2 protein-coding genes are annotated in these 2968 nt (G+C 64.3%); one reads left to right on the forward strand and one right to left on the reverse strand.

From position 1 onward, the window contains the following. Positions 1-134: 134 nt before the first annotated feature. Entirely contained in the window at positions 135-1409 is a 1275-nt protein-coding gene (locus ACLQI9_RS27685; RefSeq protein WP_442392447.1) for an ISL3 family transposase, read from the forward strand. Positions 1410-1434: 25 nt separating this feature from the next. On the opposite strand, the gene ACLQI9_RS27690 is transcribed toward ACLQI9_RS27685, so the two are convergent. Then, entirely contained in the window at positions 1435-2670 is a 1236-nt protein-coding gene (locus ACLQI9_RS27690) for an IS110 family transposase (protein WP_442382880.1), read from the reverse strand. Positions 2671-2968 lie beyond the last annotated feature (298 nt).

The raw sequence follows: 2968 nt of genomic DNA on the forward strand, positions 1-2968 counted from the left end.
TTCGTGTCGTTGAGCTGAGGTGGGGCCTCGGTGGGTGACGATTCAGGTTCCTACACGCCGCTTCACCAACACCACCGAGGTGACCCTTGCCCGAGGTTACTGCCTGCCCGCCGTCTGTTGTTGCCGACACGATCATGCGCACCATCGAGTTGGGCGTGACGATCACCGACGCCGCCGTCGATGAGAAGGTGACGACGATCTTCTGCTCGCCGGTGACTCGGGATCCACACTGCCCGGACTGCGGGCGTGAGGGCCGCTACCGCGACACCATCACCCGGCCGCTGACCGACCTGCCGGTCGCCGGGTATCCACTGGTCTTGCGGGTCGCCGTGCCACGCTACCGATGCACTAGCGCAGAGTGCGGGAGGATGGTGTTCAATCAGGATCTCGGTAAGTTGGCGGCGCCACGATCAGCTACGACACGGCGGTGTGCGCGGTATGTGTTGCGGCGGTTGATGATCGACCGCACCACTGTCTCGGCGACCGCCGCCGAGCTGGGGGTGTCGTGGCACACCGTGAATACGATCGCCATGCAGGCCACCGCCCAGTTGGTGAGCGCAGCCGGCCCGGATCGGCTGGCCGGGGTGAAGGTGATCGGCGTCGACGAGCACCGCTGGGCACCTCGACGCCTCGGGGCGGCCGGGTTCGTCACGCTCATCATCGACCTCACCCCTGCCTACGATCACAGCGGTCCGGCGCGGTTGCTTGACCTAGTACCCGGTCGTTCAGCGGCCGCACTGGCCGACTGGCTGACCGCCCAACCCGCCGACTTCGCAGCGCAGGTGCAGGTGGTGGCGATGGACGGGTTCGCCGGCTACAAGACCGCCGCCGCCGAGGTGCTACCCGATGCGGTCACGGTGATGGACCCGTTCCACGTCGTGGCCTTGGCCGGGACCAAGCTCGACTTGATCCGCCAACGCATCCAGCAGCAGACCCTGGGCCGGCGCGGGCACACCGGAGATCCGCTCTACGGCATCCGCCGCATCGCCCGCACCCGCATCCAGCTGCTCTCCACCCGCCAGTACACCCGGCTGACCGGCGTGCTCGATATCGACGAACACCTCGCCGTGAAAGTCGCCTGGTTGATCTATCAGAAGATCATCGCCGCCTACGCCGACCCGAATCGCCGGCGCGGCAAAAAGGCGATGACCACACTGATCAACTCGATCCGCCGAGCCGTGCCCGTAGGACTGGAGGAGATCGCCCAACTCGGGCGCACCCTGGCCCGCCGCCGCGACGACATCCTGGCCTTCTTCGACCACCACGCCTCCAACGGCCCCACCGAAGCCATCAACGGCCGCCTGGAAGCACTGCGCCGCAACGCCCTCGGCTTCCGCAACCTCACCCACTACCGCTGGCGCTCACTGCTGCACAGCGGCGCACTACACGCACTCGTCAACACACTCTGACGCGAAGATTTCGTGAGGTCCGCGGTTAACTGGCGTGGCTCAGGGTGACCTGGTACCCCATGGCTTCGAGTTGGCGAATGGCGCGTGTTTTTGCCCGTTGGGGGTGGAGTCGGATGAAGTAATCGGCACCGGGGTCGTTGTAGGCACAGCCGTTGGTTCCCATGTGCCAGATGGCGATCAGCATGCAGTGCTGGATCGCGACATTGGCTTTCTGAGGCCCACGGCGTATGGCGATGCGACGGTAGCGGGCACCGAAGTACGTGTGCGGATTTCGCGAGCATGCCATCGCGACCGCGCCAAGCGCACCCTGCAGGTAAGGATTGCCCGGCCGGGTACGGCTGGACTTGACCTTACCGGCGGATTCGTTGTTGCCCGGCGTGGTTCCCGCCCACGACGCGAGGTGGTCGGCGCTGGGGAAACGCTTCATGTCGGCGCCGGTCTCAGCGATGATCACATCGGCGGTCAAGGTGCTGATTCCAGGAATGGTGCAGATCAGGTCTCGAAAGGGCTGAAAGGGCGCGATCGTCTCCTCGATGCGGGCAGTGATCTGTTCGATAGCGGCGGTGTGTCGGTCGATCAGATCGAGGTGAACGCGGGCCAAGAATGCGTGATGTTCGTTGAACCGGCCGGTTAACGCCTCGGTCAGTGCCGGGATCTTGGACCGCAGCCGGCGTTTGGCTAGATCAGCCAAGGCGATGGGGTCGCGGTCACCGGCAATCAATGATTCCAGCATGGCGCGCCCCGATACCCCGAGGATGTCAGAGGCCACCGCCGACAGTTTGATCCCGGCATCCTCAAGGAGCTTTTCGAGCCGCTGCATCTCGCGGGCGCGTTCCCGGATAACCGCCGTACGGGTCCGGGTCAGATCGCGAAGTTGGCGGATCGGCTCAGGCGGCACGAACGATCCCCGCACCAGCCCGTGCGCACCGAGTTGAGCCAGCCAGGTCGCATCGGCGACATCGGTTTTGCGTCCGGGCAGGTTCTTCACATGCCGAGCATTGACCAGCACCACCTCAAATCCCGCGTCCTCCAATAGGTAGTAGAACGGCTTCCAGTAATCGCTGGTGGCCTCCATAACTGCGCAAGTGACACGTTCGGCGACCAGATGCTCACGCAAGGCCAGGATCTGACTGGTCATTGAGCTCCAGGTGGTGACCGCCTCAACGGTCTTACGTCGCCCCGCACCGGCGACCCGCACGCACACCTTGGCGTCCTTTTTCGAGATATCCAGCCCGGCGCAACGGACATGCACGACTTCCACGATGCTTGACTCCCTTCCTGCTCACACTTATTGCGTGTCCGTCGTGGGGAGGGCAGGGAGATTTGGAAAGTCTGACGCTCGGGCTCGATGGCACCAATCCACGGTTCCCGTGGAAGCCCTCCGCCACCATGCTGAATTACAGGCTCATAGGCTCCACAGAGCGAATCGGGGTCAACCACAACGAACTCGGCCAGTATCGATCCCCGCCAGTACCGATCGCAACCGCAACCAGCAGCTCATCTTCGCCCGCCCACGGTGCGCCTCGACGAGGCGCCGAAACGCTGAATTACGAAGAGCC

This window comes from Mycobacterium sp. (genome assembly GCF_052143115.1).
Taxonomy (GTDB): Bacteria; Actinomycetota; Actinomycetes; order Mycobacteriales; family Mycobacteriaceae; genus Mycobacterium.